This is a genomic window from Actinoplanes cyaneus, assembly GCF_016862095.1.
GTDB lineage: Bacteria > Actinomycetota > Actinomycetes > Mycobacteriales > Micromonosporaceae > Actinoplanes > Actinoplanes cyaneus.
Genome location: NZ_BOMH01000018.1, coordinates 158,784 through 176,177 on the forward strand (window position 1 = coordinate 158,784; position 17,394 = coordinate 176,177).

The following is a 17,394-nucleotide window of genomic DNA, read 5'->3' on the forward strand; positions in this document are numbered from 1 at the left end:
GTGCTCCGCCGAGCACAAGCGTCGATCAACGTGGCATAGCCACCCGCCGATCCCTTCGATACGGTGGGTAGCCGGAGCGTCACAGCATGATCGGCGGGTCCCATGACTGTCACCTATCGCACCGCGCGGCCGCAAAGCTTCTCCGGCAGATGTCCCGACTGTGCAACGAGCTGCGACGTCGAGGTCGAGGGCGGCGCGACGATCGTCATCCGGGTCACCGGCCGCACGTGTCCCCACTGCAACCCCGGCGGAGGCGGCACCGGCGGATCTGACCCCGTCCCTCAGCGGACGATCACCATCGGGCAGAGCCGGGAACCCGGCGCACGGCCCCGGGTCCGGACCCTGGTCACCGACTCCACCGGCCGGGCCGAACGGGTCCTCGCCGAGCGGGACCACCCTGCCCCCGTGCTCGTCAGCGGACCGGAGGCGGAGAGCACCGCCGCCGCGTGGCGAACGGTCGCCGAGCCACTCGTGGCCGAACGGCTCGGCGCCGGCAACTGGGAGCTGATCAGCAAGAGCTGGCGGCCGTCCGACTGCGCGAGCATGGACACGGTGGCCGCGGCGCTCGACGAGGCCTGGGCGACCGCGGTACCCGGAGCCGGCGGCACCACCCTGATCGTCGACCTCGGCGGAATCCCGGCCGTGCCGGCCCAGATGATGGCCGCCACGGTCACCGGGTGGCTGTCCACCAGGCATGGAGGGTCGATCGCCGCGCTCGGTGAACGGTTGCGGGCGCTGGGCACGCTCTGCTGCGCCGGTAGCGGTATCGCGGCGTGGTGCGCGCCGCTGCCGGATGTCCTGGGGCACGGCGCCCTCGACCCGCCGGCCCCGGCTGAGCTGGCCGCGATCGTGCGGGCCGTCCCGGAGATGACCTCCGTGGACCTGCCGGCCCGAGTCCTCCGGGCGCGCCCGGCCGTCCCGGATCCGCCGCCGGATCCCCCGGTCGGTCCGGTTGCGCTGGTGACGACTACGGGGCTCCTGGACAGGACACAGCAAACCCCGGCGGTGTCCACCACGTTCGGCTGCCGATGAGCGAACTGTCCGAAGGTCAGTGGCAGGCACTGCGGCAACTCCAGCACATCGAGGTGGTCACCGAGGGCCGGGTGCGCCTGCAGGACGTCGGCGCCTCCGCGCGGGGCGAGCTCGCCGTCCGGGTGAGCGTCGACTGCACCGGCGGCGCGAGGGAGAACGCGCTGGCCGACCTCCATGACCGGGAGTCGTTCGACCTGCTGATCCCCGAGTTGTTCCCGTTCCGGAAACCGGACGTCGGTATTCCGCACCGGCGCTTCGCGGGCCGGCCGAACGTCATGTGGGGGCGAGCGCTCTGCCTCTACCTGGCGGCGAACGAGTGGCATCCCAGCCAGGGCATGCACGGGCTGATCAGCCGGCTCGTCCGGTGGCTGGGCGCGCTGGCCGACGGCAGCCTCGCGGGGCCGCAGGTCAATTGGCATCCGCCGCTGACCAACAAGCGCATCTCCCCCGGCCACCTGATCGTTCGCCCGGACCTTCCCGACGACGGCGCGGATCAATGGGCGGCCGTCGAGGCGGTCGGCGGGAACCGGTACGAGGTCCGGCGGTGGTTCCCGGAACTGCCCGCACGGCCGCCGCGGGATCTGCCCGCGGGACGCTGTTTCCTGGCACCGATGCTGGTGCTGCCGCGGCCGGTCGGATTCGACTATCCCACCGAACTCGGCGAGTTGGTGAGCCTGCTGAGGGAGCAAGGTGTCTCCGGCGATCGGTTCCGCAAGGCGTGGGTGGAGAACGACCGGTCGTGGTGGATCGGGCCGCCGCCCGGGACGGACGCCCGGCCACTGAACCTGATCATTCTCGGCAGTCCCGCGCCGCACCGGTCGGCGTCCCGGGCCACCGTGGCGCACCTCGCTGTCTGGGAGGTGCAATCCGGAAAAGAGCTGGCGTGGATGGAGGTCTTCGACCAGCGTCCCCGGATCGCGACCCGGCGGGACACCGAACGGCCGGTCGCCTGGCTGAGGGGCAAGCGGGTGCTGCTGCTCGGTTGCGGCGGGCTGGGCGCGCCGGTCGCCGAGTTCTGCGCCCGGGCCGGCGCGACGACCGTACGGCTGGTCGACACCGGTGGCGTGACTCCCGGGATCCTCGTCCGGCAGCCGTACTCGTACGCCGAGATCGGCTGGCCGAAGGTCGTGGCTCTCGGCGAGCGGCTGCGCACGATCGCTCCGGAAATGACGGTCGAGGCCGCGGTCACCGACGCCGTGACGCTGGCGGCGGCCGACCTGACCGATGCCGACCTGATCATCGACGCGACCGCGAGCCCCTCGGTCGCCGCGAGTCTCGAGCGCACCTGGTCGATGGCCGGTGCGAGCCTGCCACCGCTGCTCTCGATGGGTGTCGGGCACCGATGCGACAGCGGATTCGTGACGCTGGCCCGGCCCGGCGCCAGTGGTGCGGGCGCGGATCTGCTGCGCCGGCTGGGACTGGCCGCGGCCGCCGACGACGATCTCGCCGACGTGCTCGACGACTTCTTCCCCGACCCGCCTCGCGCCGACGTGTTCCAGCCGGAGCCCGGCTGTTCCGATCCCACCTACCTCGGATCGGCCGCCGACCTGGCGATCTTCGCCGGGGGCCTGCTCAACGAGGGTCTCGCCGCTCTGGGCGCCGCCGAGCGGGACGACGATCCGCAGACCGTGACACCGCGGCGGTTCGCGAGTGTGATGCGGTTACCGGGCGAGTTCGAGACCGTGCCCGGGCGACGCCGCTTCCTCTGGCTCGACGACCTCGTCCAGCACGAGAACGGGCACGGTTACCAGGTCCGGTTCACGCCGGAGTCGCTGGCCGCCATGCGGATCGAGACGCTGCGGATGGCCGACGAGCGCGGGCCCCTCTGCGAGACCGGTGGGGTCCTGCTCGGCCAGATCGATCACGGTGCCCGGGTCGTCTGGGTCACCGAGGCCGACAGCCTGCCGCCGGACAGCCGGGCGGAGGCGCACCAGCTGACCATGAACCCGCGCTCGGTGGACGGCTATGTCCAGGCGCGGCGCCGGCGGACGCACGGACTCGTCGGCTACGTCGGCGCCTGGCACACCCACCCGATGGAGGCCGCCGGGCCGAGCAAGGCCGATGGGAAAGCCGCCAAGCTGCTCGTCTCCACGGGAGCGCCGTCGCTGATGGTGATCGCCGGCGGGACCGTGGAGGTCTGGCGGCAGTGGCTCCGCGGCCGCGGGCGGCCCGACATCTTCGCCGAGCTGACCCTTCCCTGATCGGAGACCCCGTGGCGATCCCCGACGACATCCTGCGCACCTGGGCCGAGCGGGGTGGCCGATTCCAGCCCGACTGGACGACCACCGTGATCAGGGAGGCGCTGGACGCCGGCGAGCGGCTGACCGGCCTGACCTACCGGATCATCGAGCAGGGCTCCTACCCCAACCACACCAACATCCGCGGCAGCAGCGACATCGACCTGGTGATCCAGCTGCGGATGCCGTTCGAGGAGCGGATCGACGCGCTCGGGGACGCCGCACGCGAGCGGTTCTGGGAGAAGTACGGTGACACCTCGTACCGCCTGCCCGAGTTCCGGGCCGCCGTACTGGCCACCCTGCAGAACCGGTACTTCGCCACGCAGGGCGCGAAGTGCATCGACATCAAGGACTGGGACTCGCTGCTGCGGGTGCCGGCCGACGTCGTCGCCGCTCTGGAATACCGGCAGTACCGCGACTTCCCCGCGATCGGGCCGGAGGAGTACGAGGAGGGCGTCTACTTCCAGGACGGCCACGGCCGGCCGATCGTCAACTTCCCGGAGCAGCACCTGGCCAACGGCAAGCGCAAGGATCGCGCGTGCGGTGGCCGGTTCAAGCCCATGGTCAGGCTGGTCAAGAACGCGCGGTCGCACGCCGGGAAGGACGCCGGGCGGGTGCCGTCCTACTTCGTCGAGTGCCTGATCTCCAACGTCGAGGACCAGGTGCTCGCACAGCCGCTCGCCGTGGCGTTCCCGGCCTGTCTCGACTGGCTGGAGCGGCACGCCGGGGACCTGTCCGGGTTCCTCTGCGTCAACGGGATCATGAAGCTGTTCGGGGACCATCACCCGTGGACGGTGGACGACGCCGCCGCGTTCGTCAGGGCACTGCGCAGGACCTGGGACGAGTGGTCTACGGCGTGAAGTAGCCCTTCGCCTCGTCGTAGTCGTCGGCCAGCTCGTGATGCCGGCGTTCGAACACGAGTTGGCCCTTGCTGTCGCGATCCGTCCAGTACCGCCCCGTCAGCCGGGACGGCGGGTGGCCGGAGACGTCCAGCACCGTCGTGCCGTGGTGCATCGGGCTCTCCTTCGCATACTCCAGGTGAGGCCGGGAGAGGTAGACGTAGGACAGCACTGACGAACCGTGGACGACGGAGAGGTCGGCGATGGACGACGACGACCGCGACTGGTCGGTGTAAAGCTTGACCGAGATCAGGGTCGCGGTCTGGTGCACGATGAGGTAAACCGTCCTGGGGGGCAGCAGGGTTCCGGTCGCCGGATCGATCCAGAACGAGGTGAGCGTCCCCTGCCAGGTGCCGCGCAGCCGCCGCGGCACGCCCGGGATCCGCTGGACGACCGGGAGCCGCCAGAGCCACAGATCCCAGGCGCCGAGCAGCAGCGTGGCGGCCAGGACGGCGGTCGAGAAGAAGCGGACCCAGCCGAGATCGAGCCGGCCGTTCGTCAGCCAGGCGCCCGCGACGAAGACCGCGAGCACCACGGCGGCAACCACCCGGATGATGACCGCCCGCTTCATTCCCGCATTGTCCTGGATGGATCGCCCAACTGCCAGAAACCCGATTTCCCGGTACGGCGGTGAGCACGCACCAGCCGGGAAGCGGGACGCGCGCCGCCTCCGTGGGGGAGGCGGCGTCGCGCGGGCACTCACGGGGCTTGGTCGTGTCGCCTGGCCACGGGCGCCCTATCCTCGTACCGCAAGATGTTCTTGATGGGTGTCAGTAACGACAGCGCAGGACCACCATGGCGTGCCGGATGACGTCGACGCGGCTGCCGAACGGGGTGGTCTTACGTTTGCGGGCCAGCAGCGGGTCCGCGGTGTGGGCGACGATCTCCCAGGTCGGACCGTAGGCCTCGGGCGGCAGCGTGAACGACACGTCGTCGTTCAGCGGGTTGAACAGCAGCAGGAACGAGTCGTCGGTGATCTCCTCACCGAGGGCGTCACGTTCCGGGATACCGTGGCCGTTGAGGAAGACCGTCATGGTCATGCCGCTGCGCGTGTTCCAGTCGGCATCGGTCATCACCTCGCCATCGCGGCGCAGCCAGGCGATGTCGGGGAGCTTGTTGCCGTCGGCGACCTCGCCGGTGAAGAAGCGGCGGCGGCGGAAGATCGGGTGCTCGGCGCGGAGCTGGGTGAGCGCGCGGACGAAGTGCGTGAGCACGTCCTCCTCGCGCGCGTTCTCCCAGTCCACCCAGCTCAGCTCGTTGTCCTGGCAGTAGACGTTGTTGTTGCCCTGCTGCGTGCGACCCAGCTCGTCGCCGTGCAGGAGCATCGGCACGCCCTGGCTGAGCAGCATGGTGGCCAGGAAGTTCCGCTTCTGGCGCTCGCGCAGGACGATGATCTCGGCGTCCTCCGTCTCGCCCTCGGCGCCGCAGTTCCACGAGCGGTTGTGGCTCTCGCCGTCGCGGTTGCCCTCACCGTTCGCGTCGTTGTGCTTCTCGTTGTACGACACCAGGTCGTGCATGGTGAAGCCGTCGTGCGCGGTCACGAAGTTGATCGAGGCGATGGGGCGGCGGCCGTCGATCTCGTACAGGTCGGAGCTGCCGGTGAAGCGGGACGCGAACTCGCCGAGGCTGGACGGCTCGCCGCGCCAGAAGTCGCGGACCGAGTCCCGGTACTTCCCGTTCCACTCGGTCCAGTTCGGCGGGAAGCCGCCGACCTGGTAACCGCCGTCGCCCACGTCCCACGGCTCGGCGATCAGCTTCACCTGCGAGACCACCGGGTCCTGGTTGACCAGGTCGAAGAACGCGGCCAGGCGGTCCACCTCGTGGAACTCGCGGGCCAGGGACGCGGCCAGGTCGAAGCGGAAACCGTCGACGTGCATCTCGGTCACCCAGTACCGCAACGAGTCCATCAGCAGGCGCAACGACTCGTGGTGCCGGACGTTCAGGCTGTTGCCGGTGCCCGTGGTGTCGTAGTAGTACTGCCTGTCGGTGTCGACGAGCCGGTAGTACGCCGGGTTGTCGATGCCGCGGAAGCTCAGCGTGGGCCCCAGGTGGTTGCCCTCGGCGGTGTGGTTGTAGACCACGTCCAGGATGACCTCGATGCCGGCCTGGTGCAGGGCCTTGACCATCGACTTGAACTCCTGCACCTGGCCACCGCCGCCACCGAACGACGAGTAACCGTTGTGCGGGGCGAAGAAGCCGATGGTGTTGTAACCCCAGTAGTTGCGCAGGCCGCGCTCGACCAGGCCGCTGTCGTGCACGAACTGGTGCACCGGCATCAGCTCGACGGCGGTGATGCCGAGCTTCTTGAAGTACTTGATCATCTCCGGGTGGGCGAGGCCGGAGTACGTGCCCCGTACGTCGTCGGGGATCTTGGGGTGGCTGTTGGTCATGCCCTTGACGTGCGCCTCGTAGATCACCGTCTGGTGGAACGGGACCTTCAGCGGGCGGTCGTTGCCCCAGTCGAAGAACGGGTTGATCACGACGGACTTCGGCGCGAACGGGGCCGAGTCGGCATCGTTGTAGGACGTCGGGTCGCCGAAGTTGTAGGAGAACAGCGCCTGGTCCCACTGGTAGTCGCCGTCGATCGCCTTCGCGTACGGATCGAGGAGCAACTTGCTCGGGTTGCACCGCAGCCCCTGGGACGGGTCGTACGGGCCGTGCACGCGGAAACCGTACCGCTGACCGGGAGTGACCCGGGGCAGGTAGCCGTGCCAGACGAGAGCCTCCCGCTCGGGGAGGTCGACGCGGGTCTCGTTGCCCTCGTCGTCGAACAGGCACAGCTCGACCCGGTCCGCCACCTCGCTGAAGATGGCGAAGTTCGTGCCGCCGCCGTCATAGGTCGCACCCAGCGGATACGGATTGCCCGGCCAGATTTTCATGCCGCCCACCATGCCCACATCGTGTCCGCTCGAAAACCCCGTGTCGATGTGACCAGGATCCCGCGCGTCATCTGTTAGTTGTACGGGTACAACCAACTGGTGCCACGCCGCTACCTGATCCTGGCGATCTGCTGCCTGAGTCTGCTCATCATCAGCCTTGACGTCACCATCATGAACATCGCCCTGCCGGCCGTACGGCAGGATCTCGGTTCCTCGGTCTCCGGGCTGCAGTGGACCATCGACGCGTTCGCCGTGGTCATCGCCAGCCTCCTGGTGCTGTCCGGGTCGATCGCCGACCGGGTGGGCCGCCGCCGCGTCTTCCAGAGCGGCCTGGCCGTCTTCACCGTCGCGTCCCTGCTGTGCAGCATCGCGCCGGGCCTGGGCTGGCTCATCGCGTTCCGGGTGCTCCAGGCGATCGGCGCGTCGATGATGAACCCGGTCGCCATGTCGATCATCACGAACACCTTCACCGAGCCGCGCGAACGGGCCCGGGCGATCGGCGCGTGGGGCGCGGTGAACGGGTTCGGCCTGGCGCTCGGCCCGGTCGTCGGCGGCGTCCTGGTGCACAGCCTCGGCTGGCGCTCGATCTTCTGGATCAACGTGCCGATCGGCGTCGCGGCGCTGATCCTCACCGCGCTGTTCGTCCCCGAGTCCCGGGCGCCGAAAGCCCGCCGGCTCGACCCGGCCGGCCAGATCCTCGTCTTCCTGCTGCTCGCCGGGGTCACGTTCGGGATCATCGAGGGGCCCGGCGCGGGCTGGTCCTCGCCGGAGATCCTGGGCTGCTTCGCCGTCGCCCTCGCCGCGCTCGGCGGCCTGCTGTGGTGGGAGCCGCGCCGCGCGGAACCGTTGATCGATCTCGGCCTGTTCCGCAGCCCGCCGTTCTCCGGGGCGGTGGTGATCGCGATCTGCGCGTTCTCCGCGCTCAGCGGGTTCCTCTTCCTGAACACGCTCTACCTGCAGGAGACGCGGGGCCTGTCGGCGCTGACCGCCGGCCTCTACACGCTGCCGCTGGCCGTCGCGAACATCGCGTTCTCCCCGCTGAGCGGCCGTCTCGTCGGCGCCCGCGGCACCAGGCTGCCCCTGCAGATCGCCGGCCTCGCGATGGCGCTCGGCATGCTGCCGCTGACCTGGGCCGGGCCGGACACCCCGGTCTGGCAGTTGCTCGCCGGCTACCTGCTGTTCGGGGTCGGCTTCGGGATGGTGAATACGCCGATCACCAACACGGCGGTCTCCGGCATGCCCCGCGAACGCGCCGGCGTGGCGGCGGCCATCGCCTCGACCAGCCGGCAGGTCGGCAGCGCTCTCGGCGTCGCCGTCATCGGGGCGGTGCTGGCCTCCGGGAACGCGCACGCGGGCTGGTGGATCCTGGTCGGGCTGGGCGTGGCAGTGTTCCTGCTCGGCCAGGTCAGCACGGGAGCCTGGGCGCGCAGCCGCGCCCGCGATCCGGAAAGCGTCCCGGCATGACCGCCGCTGCGGAACCACCCTCGGACGCCGAGCGGGCGTGGCGGGCCATGCGGGCGCTCGTCACCGAGCAGCACGACGCGAAGACGCGGGTCTGCGAGACGCTGGGCCTGAGCTTCGTCCGGGTCAAGGCCCTCGGCCTGCTCGCCACCGGTCCGCTGACGCTGCGCGGGCTGGCCGCCATGCTGGCCTGCGACCCGCCCTACGCCACGGTGATCACCGGGGACCTGGAGGCACGCGGCCTCGTCCTGCGCGAACCGAACCCGGCCGACGGGCGGTCCCGGCTGGTCACCCTGACCCCGGCCGGGCACGACGCCGCCCGCCGGGCCGGTCGCATCCTCGGGACTCCCCCGCCGGAACTGCTCGCCCTGCCCGCCGGCGACCTGGCCACGCTCGCCCGGATCCTCGCCGCGGTGACCGGTTCGCCGTCCGCCGACGAGGGACGGGACTGTGGCCCGGCGAGGGCGGCCGCCGGGCCACAGCACCCATTTCGGGAGTAAGGCCTAGGAAAAGCGGGCGGTGATCCAGTCCGCGACCAGGTCCGCCGACTGGATGACGGCGGAGTCGTGCGTGGCCCCCTGGATCGGCTCGAACTGGACCGGCTGGTCGTACGCCTCCAACTGCGGGATCAGCAGGTCAGCCGTGATGTCGTAGGGAACCGCGTCGTCGTTGGTGCCCTGCACGACCAGGATCGGCGCGGTCGGGGCGGTCTGTGCCGGATTGTCGTACTGGGCGAGCTTGGCGAGCACGTAGTTCGGCACCACCCCGTTCACCACCAGCTGCGACGGGGTGAAGTTCTGGTAGGCGGCCAGGATCTCGTTGAGGCACCCGGTCGACAGGACACCGACCTTGAGTTTGGCCGGGGTGGCGAGGATGGTCATCGGCTGCACGCTCGGGTCGACGGCGTTCAGCCCGTACAACGCCATCACCAGGTAACCCTGCGCCGGGGTGCCGGGGATGTAGGGCGCGATCGCGTCGGCGTTGGACAGCGGTGCGATGCTGGCCGTGCCCTTGAGCACCAGGTTCCCGTCGTAGGACGGCGCCATCTGGCTCGCGAACAGCGCCCCCTGGCCGCCCTGCGAGTGCCCGTCGATGACGTAGGAGGTGCTCAGCGCCGCGTCCAGGTTCCGCGCCGCCTTGACGCTGTCGATGATCGCGCGTGCCTCGCTCGCCCCGATCAGGTACGGGTGCTGCCCGCCCGACCCGAGCCCGGGATAGTCGGTCGCCGCGACCGTGTAGCCCCGGCTGAGCAGCTCGGCCACCGCGATCCGCGCCTCCTCCCAGAAGACGCCCTGGTTGGTCGAGGGTGCGCACTGGTACGCGATGCCGGTCGTGCCGTGCGCCCAGGCGACGACCTTGTTCTTCTTCCCGGTCTTCGGGGTGAGGATCAGCCCGGTGGAGGTGACGGTGCTGCCGGTGATCGAGGTGGAGAGGTACTGAACGCGCTTTCCGGTCGCGAGGGCGGACAGCTCGGCCGGAAGGGTGGCGGCCGAACTGGTCAGCACGTAACCCGACGCCAGCGCCGCGGTCGCCGGTCGGGCGGCCGCGACGGTCACCCCGCACGCGCTCAGCAACGCGGCGAGGAGCAGGCGGACGATCTTGTTCATGGACACCCCGTTCTCCGTGGGAAATGATCCGATGTGGATGATCGGATGAATGCACAGCGTAATGCGGGTCACACCACCGCGAAGCGCATTCCCGGCCAGAGAATGATGGCTTTTCAGGTATCCGCGCACGTCACTAGGTTGATGGGCGCGCGTCATTGCAAAGATCGATTTAATCGTTCCTTCAATTGTGATTACACACCGCTCGGGTACGTCTCCGGCTCGTGCGCGTTCACCCGTAGCGTGTGCAGCGGCCGCAGCGCGTGCGACTCGTCGAACCAGAGGAACGCGTCGTACCGATCACCCAGCACGGTCGGGACATAGTTCGCCCAACGCTCGCGCTCCGGGCGGTAGACGACCCCGATCGCCCGATGCGGCAGCACGGTGGTGAGCACTTCCGGACGGTCGTCGCCGGCCGGGAAGACGAGCAGCGCCTTACCCGGCGCGGCCAGGTGCAGGATCTCCTCGAGCGAACCGCCGCGCGCCGGCGGCACCCCCATCACCTCCGCCGGGTCACCCCACTGCGGCCCGGCCACGACGCTGCCGCGGAACGACCCCATCCCGACGAGCAGCACCTCGTCCCAGCCGAAGCGGTCGCGCGCGAGCTGCCCGAGTGTCAACTCCCCGTGATCGACCTGGTCGGTGCCGCGGGCGTCACCGATGTGCGTGTTGTGCGCCCAGACCACCGCCTTGCAGCGCGGGCCGTACCGGGTGAGCAGCCGATCCAGCGTCTCGTCCATGTGCCGGTCCCGGCCGTTCCAGGCGTCCGGCCCGCCCCGCACCATGGTCCGGTAGTAACTCTCCGCGCCCGCCACGACCGCCGCGTTCTGCCACACCCCGAAGTCACGGTCGCTGAGCGCGGCGAGCATCCGCACCACCGTGTGCTCACAGGTGGCGTTCACGAACTGGGTGGACCATCCGTACGCGTTGGGATCCTCGTTGAACGGCTCGAAGCAGCGGTACGCCTCCAGCGCGACCGGCGCCAGGTCCGGATCGTGCTCGCGCAGCCAGGTGAGGATCTCGCGCATCGACTGCCACAGGGAGTAGACGTCGAGGCCGTGGAACCCCACCCTGTCGTCCGGCGGCCGCGTCCGGTTGAACCCGTGCAGCCAGCGGGTGAAGTCGACCAGTTCCTCGTTCGCCCACATCCAGGTCGGCCAGCGGTCGTACCGCACCAACGCCGACCGCGGGTCGTCCGGCGCACCCGGCCCGCCCCGCACCGCCTCGTTCACCCGTTCACAGTCGGGCCAGTCCCCCTCGACGGCGACGAAACTGAACCCGCGCTCCTCGATCAGCCGCTGAGTGAGCGCCGACCGCCACGCGTAGAACTCGTGCGTCCCGTGCGTGGCCTCACCGATCATCACTACGCGTGCCGACGCGGCCCGGTCCAGCAGGATCTCCAGATCCCCCGGATCCCGCAGCTCACGCGCGATCGACCGTACCTCGTCCCGGTATCGGATCATTCCTCAGTGGTTACCCAACGCAACCACCCCCATACCTCCGACCTTTGCACCCCACCCCTTATCCGGTACGCCCCCACAACGCCCACCCGCACCCCACGCCCCGCCACCCGAGGACAGTCCTCGCTCGTCCGCACGCACGCGAGGCTCAGCCCGCTCCGGGCCGCAGCGCGAGTCCCGCTACCGGCTGGCACTCACGGTCGTCATTCGTCCCTCATAACAACCGTGAGCACCAGCCGGAACCTCGCGCCGCGCGCACCGCGGGCCCAGCTCGCAGCGCCGCGAACTGGGCCCGCCGTGCGAGGCCGCGGCACGCGCGGGCGTTGCGGGGCGCGCCCTTGCACTGCGGGCACGCGCGCGGCCGCCAGCACACGCGGGCATTGCGGGCACGTGCCGGCATTGCGGGCACGCGCGGGGCTGCCGGCACCCGCGGGGCCGCGGGCACGCGTGGAGGCGCTGCGGAGCGCGTGGGGGCGTTGCGGCACGCCTGCGGGGGTGTGGGGTGGGGTGGGCGCTGCGATGATGGGCGGATGGGACGCCCTACGCTCTTCGAGGCCGCCGGCGGCGCGCCGGCCATGCTGACGCTGGCGACCGACTTCCACGCGCGTTGCCTGGCCGACCCGCTGCTGGAGCATCCGTTCTCGCACGTGGACAACCCGGATCACGTGCGGCATCTCGCCGACTACTGGGGTGAGGTGCTCGGCGGGCCACCGGTCTTCTCGCAGCGGCACGGCGGGCACACGGCCATGCTGCGGATCCATGCGAACCAGTGCGACGAGGACCCGTTCTCGGCCCGGTTCCGGGAGGTCTTCGACGAGGCGGTGGCGAGCACGCTGCCGGAGGATCCGGAGTTGCGCCGTGCGCTGCACGATTACATGACGGTCGCGGCGGGCGAGGTCTCGGCCGTTTTCCCGACCACGGCGGCAGTCGCCGAGGGGCTTCCGATGCCGCGCTGGTCGTGGTCGGGGCCGGCCGCATAACGCGTACGCGCGAATTGCTTCTGGTTCTCGAGGAATTGATCATTTCCGGGTCGTGGGCGGGCACCGGAGCGCGGCCCACGACGTACCGGACGAATTGTTCTTATTTCTTCCCGAGCTTGGACTGGTCGACGAATTCCGACGCGGCGGGTTCCTTGATCTCGGGGAATGTCTTGCCGAAATCGGAGAACGTCAGGCCCTGGCCGGCGGGGCCTTCGAGCTTGAGCGGGTACGGCTCGCCGCGGGTCGACACCCAGAGCGTGCTCGCGGCGTCCGCGCTGTCGCGCACCGCGAGCGCGGGCACGCCGTCGACGTCCTCGGTCTCGCCCTTGGTGACCACGCCCTCGCTGTTCAGGATCGCGTCGATGTCCGCGGCGGCGAAGATCGTGCCGAAGTCCGCGTCCTTGGCGGCCAGCTTGATCCACTTGGTGCCGACCTGCTGCTTCATCGCCGTCGCGGTGGCGCCGGTGGAGTCCATCCGCTCCCAGAACTTCGCGTCCGGCCGGATGTACTTCTGGCCGGCGACCGAGAGCACCTCGATCGTGGCGCCGCTGGACTTCAACGAGCCGGTGAAGTCGTCGCCGGCGTTCTTCAGGTCGAGCTGGATCAGGTCCTTCTCCTCCTTCACCACGCCCTTGACGTGGAAGGACTTCGCCGACCTGAGCGCGATCCGGCTCTTGTCCAGGACGCCCTTGCCGGAGAGGACCTCGACCCCGTTGCCGGCCGGATCCGACGACACGGACGCCGTCGGCTTCGGCGCGTTGGGGTCGTTCGGCAGGCCGCAGCCGGAGAGCAGCGCGGCGGAAATGGTGAGCGCGGCCAAGCCGGCGCGCGTAACAGTCTTCATCGTTCGTCCCCGTCTGAGGGCGGGCACGATCGAACAGCGACGATCGCCCCCGCAGTCTGCGCGCGACAATAGCGGTACCGCCGCGCCGGCCCGACCCCGGAGTGACGATGATCTCGCCCGGCAGGCCAGCGACCGCAGTGCATGTCCGAACGTAACGTGAAGCCATCATGACATCGGCGCCGCGGACTCGCAGCCGGGGGTCGGGCTCCACAGTCGTCGATGCCGAGGCTACACGCCGCGCCGGAGGACAATGATGGGCTGATGGACGAGATCGAGATCGGCCCCGTGACGCCGGCCGACACCGGGGAGATCTTCACCCTGCAGCTCGCTGCCTACGTCGCCGAGGCCCAGCTGTACGACGATCCGCACCTCCCCGCCCTGGTGCAGCCCCTCGACGACCTGGCCGCCGAGCTCGCCGACAGCCTGGCACTGAAGGCCACCGCCGGGCACCGCATCGTCGGCGCCGTCCGTGGCCGCCTCGACGGCACCGTCCTGCGCATCGGCCGCCTCGTCGTGGCCCCCGACATGCAGCGCCGCGGCATCGGCACCCGCCTGCTCACCGCCATCGAGGCCGCCGCCACCGAGGAGGTCGAGTGGCTCGCGCTGTTCACCGGCCACCTGAGCAGCGTCAACATCCACCTTTACGAACGTCACGGCTACGAGGAGACGCACCGCGAGCAGATCCGCCCCGACCTCACCCTGGTCCACCTCACCAAGGCCCGCTGACCCTCACCCGGGCGCCAACCCCCGCGTCGGTACGCCCATGGCCCCCGCCCGCCCAGCCCCCGCCACGCCCAGCCCACTCCGGGCCGCCACGCGCTCCCGCCGCAGCCCGCCACGCGACCCCGGCCCACTCCTTGGACCGCAGCGCGACCCGCCGCGACCCGCCACGCGATCCCCGGCCCGCTCCGGGCCGCCAGGCGCCTCCCGGTTCCAGCTGGTGCTCATGGGCGTTATTCGTCCCTCATAACGCCCATGAGCACCAGCTGGAACCCTGCGCCGCGCCGCCTGGCCGAGCCGCAGGCTGGCTCGCGCTAGCGGTCACGGACCGGCGGCACGCGCGGGCGGTCACGGACCGGCGACACGCGCGGGCGGCTCGCGCGGGTGGTCATGGGCGGGCGGCTCATGGGCGTACGGGCAAATCGGTTCAGGGTTGGAAAACGCCTGACAGGCCGTTTTCCAGCAGGTCGAAGGCCTCTTGGGCGTGCAGGACGGCGAGGGGGTGAACCGTGTCCGCGGGGTCGCCGGCCAGCATGCGGTCGCGGTTCTCGGTGATCAGGACCATGCGGGTGGCGGCGATCTGGGCGGCGGCGAGCCGGGCGGTCCGCACGTCGGTGACGGTGGCGAGCTCGGCGGCGAGCAGCTCCTGCGAGCGGGCGGTCGCGACGAACAGCCGCGGCGCCAGGGACGGTGTCGCGTTGATCAGGCGGTGCACGCGCAGCACCGTGGGATGGTCGCTCAGGCCGGTCGCCGGGTCCCGCTCGGCGAGCGCGGTGAGGAAGTGCCGGCGCAGCGCGGCGAGTGGCGTCTCGCCCGGCGCACGGGTGCGGACGACGCGGGCCGGCTCGTCGACGTGGTCCTCGCCGGCGGACAGGACGAGCTCTTCCTTGCTGCCGAAGTAGTTGAAGACGGTCGTCTTGGACACGTTCGCCGCCGCCGCGATCTCGGCCATCGCCACGTTGTCGAACCCGCGCTCGACGAAGAGATCGATCGCCGTTTCCCACAGCAACCGGCGGGTCTCCTGCTTCTTGCGCTCCCGCAGCCCGGTCCCCATACTCGCACTTTACCAGAGTCATCTTTTGTCTCGGACAAACTCTTGACCGAGACCAAATTTCCTCCGTACGGTCGTGAGCATGAAGCCGATGACCAGAACGGAACGCCGGATCGGCGTGTTCGTCTGCCTCTTCACGATCGTGCTGGCGATCCTGGACCAGAACATCGTGTCCGCCGCGATCGTCCCGATCGTCCGCGATCTCGACCCGGTCCACGGGGTCGACCAGGTCGCCTGGCTCGTCGCCGCGTTCTCGCTGGCCGCGACCGTGGTGCTGCCGCTCTACGGGCGGTTGTGCGACGCGTGGGGCCCCAAGGAGGTCTTCCTCGGCACGGTGCTGACCTTCCTGATCGGGTCGGTGCTGTGCGGGGCCGCCCAGTCGATGGGCCAGCTGATCGCGTTCCGGGCGGTGCAGGGCGCCGGCGCCGGTGGCCTGATGAGCGTGACCATGGTGGTGATCGCCCACCTGCGGGACCCGGACGACGACGGCAGCCGTGGCAGCGGCGCTCTGGCCGGGGTGGTCGGCGGTCTCGGCATGGCGGTCGGCCCACTGATCGGCGGGCTCTTCGCCGAGCACGGCCACTGGCGCTGGATCTTCTACGTGAACGTGCCGCTCGGCGTGCTGATCCTGGCCGGTGGCGTGCTGGTGCTGCGGATACCCCGGCACGGCGGCAGCCCCCACGTGGATCTGCCCGGGGCCGCGCTGATCGGTGGCGCGTCCGCGGCCCTGCTGCTGCTCTGCGACTGGGGCGGCGACCGTTACCCGTGGTCCTCCCCCGCGATCCTCGGTCTGGGTGCGGCCACCGTGGCGCTGCTCGGGGCGTTCCTGTGGTGGCAGCGCCGCAGCGCCGACCCGATCCTGCCGCCCGGGCTGTTCCGCGTCCCGGCCGTCCGCGACAGCTTCATCATCCAGGCCGTGGTCGGTGCGGCACTGGTCGGCAGCATCGTGTTCCTGATGGTGTATCTGCAGGCCGGGCGCGGCATCAGCGCCGGGCGGGCGGGCACGTTCCCGGCGTTCCTGGCGGGTGGCCTCGCGCTCTCCGCGCTGGCGTTCAACCGCTTCCGGTGGTCGGTGCGGACGTCGATGGTGATCGGCACGCTCTGCGCCGCCGCGGCTCTCGGCGGCCTCGCCCTGACCCGTGACGACACGTCGTTCTGGCTGATCCGGGCCGAGCTGGTGCTGCTCGGCGTGGGCTTCGCGCAGCTGCTGGGCAAGTTGATCGTCGCCGTCCAGCAGGCCGCGCCGCGTCATCAGCTCGGCGCCGCGACCACCGGGATCCGCTTCTTCCAGTCACTGGGCGGCGCGATCGGGGCGGCCGCGTTCGGCTCCCTGCTGAACGCGATGGGCACGATCACCGCCGGGGTGGACGCCGTCTTCGCCGTGGCCGCCCTGCTCATGCTGCTGGCCGGGGCGCTGGCCACCCGGTTGCGCACGCCGGCCCCGGCAGCCGCGCGATCCCCGGCCGAGGTGCCCGCGCGCGGCTGACCCCCGGCTGGTGCCCACCGTGGTCAGGACGCGCGAACAACCACGGTGAGAACCGGCTCCCGGCATCGTGGAGTGCCTGGGCCGAGGTGGCCGCGTAGTGGGGGGTCAGCGGTGGACGACGATGCTGCCGGAGATCCGGTCGTGCAGCGTCTGATTCCGCCGGCCGAACACCATGACCGAGTCGACCAGGGAGTAGACGCCGACCGTCACCGCGCTGGCGATGTAGCCGAGCAACCCCTTGACCAGCAGCTCCCGCACGAACATCGGGCCCCAGGTCAGCGGCGCGCCGGTGGTCGCGTCGGCGACCACGTGACCGAGCAGCTGCCGGGCCGGGGTCTGGCCGCGGTCGAGGATGAGCAGCGCCCAGACGATCCAGCCGATCCCGGCGGTGACGCAGATGAGCAGGAACTCGAGCAGTTGGGCGCCCAGCCGGCCGCCGGGCGAGACGAGCCGCGGCTCCGGTGCGGCGTAGGCCTGGGCATACGGCGCCGCGTACTCAGGGGCCGGCGGCTGGTAGGCGGCAGCTGCCGGCACGCCCGTCGGCGGCTGGTAGGCGGCGACCGGCGGCACGCCCGCCGACGGATGGTGGGCCGGCGGCACGCCCGGATCGGCGGTGACCCCGGTGTAGGGCGGCGGGGTGGCCGGAGCCTGCGCGGCCGGCTCCGGGTGCTGGGTGCCGTCGGGCTGGGGGTGTGTCATGTCGCTGAACTCCGCTGTCGATCGAAGGATCCCGGCGAGAGT

Annotated in this window: 15 protein-coding genes; 8 read left to right on the forward strand and 7 right to left on the reverse strand. The window is 70.7% G+C overall.

Translation table 11 applies throughout. From position 1 onward, the window contains the following. Positions 1–102: 102 nt before the first annotated feature. From Acy02nite_RS13190 to Acy02nite_RS13200, 3 genes are read left to right on the forward strand one after another with little or no spacing between them, the layout of a single operon-like run. Positions 103–1,032 carry a hypothetical protein gene (locus Acy02nite_RS13190; RefSeq protein WP_203740329.1) on the forward strand — a complete coding sequence of 310 codons (930 nt, stop codon included), beginning with the start codon at positions 103–105 and terminating at the stop codon, positions 1,030–1,032. Then, a complete protein-coding gene (locus tag Acy02nite_RS13195) occupies positions 1,029–3,233 on the forward strand; it encodes a ThiF family adenylyltransferase (RefSeq protein ID WP_203740331.1) in 2,205 nt (734 codons plus the stop codon). The genes Acy02nite_RS13190 and Acy02nite_RS13195 overlap by 4 nt, the downstream gene beginning before the upstream one ends. Before the next feature lie 11 nt (positions 3,234–3,244). Next, complete coding sequence (locus Acy02nite_RS13200; RefSeq protein WP_203740333.1) at positions 3,245–4,129, forward strand: nucleotidyltransferase domain-containing protein; 885 nt, start codon at positions 3,245–3,247, stop codon at positions 4,127–4,129. On the opposite strand, the gene Acy02nite_RS13205 is transcribed toward Acy02nite_RS13200, so the two are convergent. Next, positions 4,119–4,739, reverse strand: coding sequence for a Cap15 family cyclic dinucleotide receptor domain-containing protein (locus Acy02nite_RS13205; RefSeq protein WP_203740335.1), 621 nt, complete (start codon positions 4,737–4,739; stop codon positions 4,119–4,121). The genes Acy02nite_RS13200 and Acy02nite_RS13205 overlap by 11 nt on opposite strands. Positions 4,740–4,938: 199 nt before the next feature. Beyond that, positions 4,939–7,047 carry a glycogen debranching protein GlgX gene (gene glgX / locus Acy02nite_RS13210; protein WP_203740336.1) on the reverse strand — a complete coding sequence of 703 codons (2,109 nt, stop codon included), beginning with the start codon at positions 7,045–7,047 and terminating at the stop codon, positions 4,939–4,941. 99 nt (positions 7,048–7,146) lie between these two features. Between glgX and Acy02nite_RS13215 the strand changes: the two genes are divergently transcribed. Both Acy02nite_RS13215 and Acy02nite_RS13220 read left to right on the forward strand, forming a co-directional pair. Then, entirely contained in the window at positions 7,147–8,511 is a 1,365-nt protein-coding gene (locus Acy02nite_RS13215; protein ID WP_203740337.1) for an MFS transporter, read from the forward strand. Further along, positions 8,508–9,008 carry a MarR family winged helix-turn-helix transcriptional regulator gene (locus Acy02nite_RS13220; protein ID WP_203740338.1) on the forward strand — a complete coding sequence of 167 codons (501 nt, stop codon included), beginning with the start codon at positions 8,508–8,510 and terminating at the stop codon, positions 9,006–9,008. The genes Acy02nite_RS13215 and Acy02nite_RS13220 overlap by 4 nt, the downstream gene beginning before the upstream one ends. 3 nt (positions 9,009–9,011) lie before the next feature. Here Acy02nite_RS13220 and Acy02nite_RS13225 read toward each other — a convergent pair whose 3' ends face one another. Together Acy02nite_RS13225 and Acy02nite_RS13230 are read right to left on the reverse strand one after the other, a co-directional pair. After that, a complete protein-coding gene (locus tag Acy02nite_RS13225) occupies positions 9,012–10,115 on the reverse strand; it encodes an alpha/beta fold hydrolase (RefSeq protein WP_203740339.1) in 1,104 nt (367 codons plus the stop codon). Positions 10,116–10,306: 191 nt separating this feature from the next. Continuing rightward, complete coding sequence (locus tag Acy02nite_RS13230; RefSeq protein WP_203740340.1) at positions 10,307–11,575, reverse strand: erythromycin esterase family protein; 1,269 nt, start codon at positions 11,573–11,575, stop codon at positions 10,307–10,309. A 527-nt stretch (positions 11,576–12,102) separates the two neighbouring features. Between Acy02nite_RS13230 and Acy02nite_RS13235 the strand changes: the two genes are divergently transcribed. After that, complete coding sequence (locus tag Acy02nite_RS13235) at positions 12,103–12,552, forward strand: group II truncated hemoglobin (protein WP_203740341.1); 450 nt, start codon at positions 12,103–12,105, stop codon at positions 12,550–12,552. A gap of 100 nt (positions 12,553–12,652) precedes the next feature. Here Acy02nite_RS13235 and Acy02nite_RS13240 read toward each other — a convergent pair whose 3' ends face one another. Then, positions 12,653–13,396 carry a YajG family lipoprotein gene (locus Acy02nite_RS13240; RefSeq protein ID WP_203740343.1) on the reverse strand — a complete coding sequence of 248 codons (744 nt, stop codon included), beginning with the start codon at positions 13,394–13,396 and terminating at the stop codon, positions 12,653–12,655. Positions 13,397–13,657: 261 nt separating this feature from the next. Here Acy02nite_RS13240 and Acy02nite_RS13245 point away from each other — a divergent pair, with 261 nt between their 5' ends. Next, complete coding sequence (locus Acy02nite_RS13245; RefSeq protein ID WP_203740345.1) at positions 13,658–14,122, forward strand: GNAT family N-acetyltransferase; 465 nt, start codon at positions 13,658–13,660, stop codon at positions 14,120–14,122. Positions 14,123–14,543: 421 nt separating this feature from the next. Here the strand turns inward: Acy02nite_RS13245 and Acy02nite_RS13250 are convergent, their stop codons facing one another. Beyond that, positions 14,544–15,170, reverse strand: a complete 627-nt coding sequence (locus tag Acy02nite_RS13250; protein WP_203740347.1) for a TetR/AcrR family transcriptional regulator — start codon at positions 15,168–15,170, stop codon at positions 14,544–14,546. An 88-nt stretch (positions 15,171–15,258) separates the two neighbouring features. Between Acy02nite_RS13250 and Acy02nite_RS13255 the strand changes: the two genes are divergently transcribed. Further along, positions 15,259–16,653: an MFS transporter gene (locus tag Acy02nite_RS13255; RefSeq protein ID WP_203740349.1), complete on the forward strand. Its 1,395-nt coding sequence runs from the start codon at positions 15,259–15,261 to the stop codon at positions 16,651–16,653. 105 nt (positions 16,654–16,758) lie between these two features. On the opposite strand, the gene Acy02nite_RS13260 is transcribed toward Acy02nite_RS13255, so the two are convergent. Next, entirely contained in the window at positions 16,759–17,352 is a 594-nt protein-coding gene (locus Acy02nite_RS13260; RefSeq protein ID WP_203740351.1) for an RDD family protein, read from the reverse strand. Positions 17,353–17,394 lie beyond the last annotated feature (42 nt).

Excerpts from the sequence above, each read along its gene's own strand:
- Acy02nite_RS13190 (WP_203740329.1), top strand. The coding sequence starts at position 103 with ATGACTGTCACCTATCGCACCGCGCGGCCGCAAAGCTTCTCCGGCAGA.
- Acy02nite_RS13195 (WP_203740331.1), top strand. The coding sequence starts at position 1,029 with ATGAGCGAACTGTCCGAAGGTCAGTGGCAGGCACTGCGGCAACTCCAG.
- Acy02nite_RS13205 (WP_203740335.1), bottom strand. The coding sequence starts at position 4,739 with ATGAAGCGGGCGGTCATCATCCGGGTGGTTGCCGCCGTGGTGCTCGCG.
- glgX (WP_203740336.1), bottom strand. The coding sequence starts at position 7,047 with ATGAAAATCTGGCCGGGCAATCCGTATCCGCTGGGTGCGACCTATGAC.
- Acy02nite_RS13220 (WP_203740338.1), top strand. The coding sequence starts at position 8,508 with ATGACCGCCGCTGCGGAACCACCCTCGGACGCCGAGCGGGCGTGGCGG.
- Acy02nite_RS13225 (WP_203740339.1), bottom strand. The coding sequence starts at position 10,115 with ATGAACAAGATCGTCCGCCTGCTCCTCGCCGCGTTGCTGAGCGCGTGC.
- Acy02nite_RS13230 (WP_203740340.1), bottom strand. The coding sequence starts at position 11,575 with ATGATCCGATACCGGGACGAGGTACGGTCGATCGCGCGTGAGCTGCGG.
- Acy02nite_RS13235 (WP_203740341.1), top strand. The coding sequence starts at position 12,103 with ATGGGACGCCCTACGCTCTTCGAGGCCGCCGGCGGCGCGCCGGCCATG.
- Acy02nite_RS13240 (WP_203740343.1), bottom strand. The coding sequence starts at position 13,396 with ATGAAGACTGTTACGCGCGCCGGCTTGGCCGCGCTCACCATTTCCGCC.
- Acy02nite_RS13245 (WP_203740345.1), top strand. The coding sequence starts at position 13,658 with ATGGACGAGATCGAGATCGGCCCCGTGACGCCGGCCGACACCGGGGAG.
- Acy02nite_RS13250 (WP_203740347.1), bottom strand. The coding sequence starts at position 15,170 with ATGGGGACCGGGCTGCGGGAGCGCAAGAAGCAGGAGACCCGCCGGTTG.
- Acy02nite_RS13255 (WP_203740349.1), top strand. The coding sequence starts at position 15,259 with ATGACCAGAACGGAACGCCGGATCGGCGTGTTCGTCTGCCTCTTCACG.
- Acy02nite_RS13260 (WP_203740351.1), bottom strand. The coding sequence starts at position 17,352 with ATGACACACCCCCAGCCCGACGGCACCCAGCACCCGGAGCCGGCCGCG.